The organism is Mycobacterium sp. 1245852.3, assembly GCF_001669335.1.
GTDB lineage: Bacteria > Actinomycetota > Actinomycetes > Mycobacteriales > Mycobacteriaceae > Mycobacterium > Mycobacterium europaeum_A.
The window spans coordinates 1-946 of sequence record NZ_LZLL01000556.1 but is presented as its reverse complement, the minus strand read 5'-3'; the positions used below and the strand labels follow the sequence as shown (position 1 = coordinate 946).

General features: G+C 72.7%; 1 protein-coding gene. It reads left to right on the top strand.

Translation table 11 applies throughout. The features are described from left to right. Window positions 1-862 (top strand): 2-oxoadipate dioxygenase/decarboxylase family protein (locus A9W96_RS26095; protein ID WP_067144179.1); only part of this gene is annotated, 862 nt, incomplete at its 5' end. Window positions 863-946: the final 84 nt, after the last annotated feature.

Below are 946 nucleotides of genomic sequence, written 5' to 3'. Positions count from 1 at the left end.
GATGCTGGCCACCCGCGACGCGCGCTACTTCGACGGCGACCTGCGCCGCCGCGTCGACGCCTTCGTGGCCCGGCGCCGGCTGTTCGACCCCGCGCTGCTGGCCCAAGCGCGGGTCATCGCCGCCGCGGGCGGCTGCGACGCCGACCAGGCGCCGGGGTTCGTCGCGGCGGCCGTGGCGGCGTTCGCGTTGTCCGACGAACCGATCGAGCGGTCCTGGTACGACGAACTCGCCCGGGTCTCGGGCGTGGCCGCCGACATCGCCGGCGTCGGCACCACCCACATCAACCACCTCACGCCGCGGGTGCTCGACATCGACGAGTTGTACCGGCGGATGACCCGGCGCGGCATCACCATGATCGACGCGATCCAGGGCCCGCCCCGCACCGACGGCCCCGCGGTGTTGTTGCGCCAGACCTCGTTTCGCGCCCTGGCCGAACCCCGCCGCTTCCGCGACGACGGCCGCATCAGCACCGGGACGCTGCGGGTGCGCTTCGGCGAAGTGGAGGCGCGCGGCGTCGCGCTGACGCCGAAGGGCCGGCGACGCTACGACGCCGCGATGGGCGCTGCCGACCCGGCTGCGGTGTGGGCGCAGTACTTCCCGGGCACCGACGCGGAGATGGCCGCCGACGGGCTGGCCTATTACCGCGGCGGCGACCCGTCGGCGCCGATCGTCTACGAGGACTTCCTGCCCGCGTCGGCGGCGGGCATCTTCCGGTCGAACCTGGATGCCGACGCGGGCTTTGAAAACGGTGCCGCCCCCGACGATTCCGGCTACGACGCCGCCTGGCTGGCCGGGGCCATCGGCCGCGAGATCTACGACCCGTATGCCCTCTACGAAGCGCTCTCCCAGGAGGCACTCTGATGAATCTGCCGACCGCGAACTGGCAGATGTCGATCATCTCCTGCACCTCGCCGGCGGCCTCGGAGGCGATCTTGCCGACCTCGA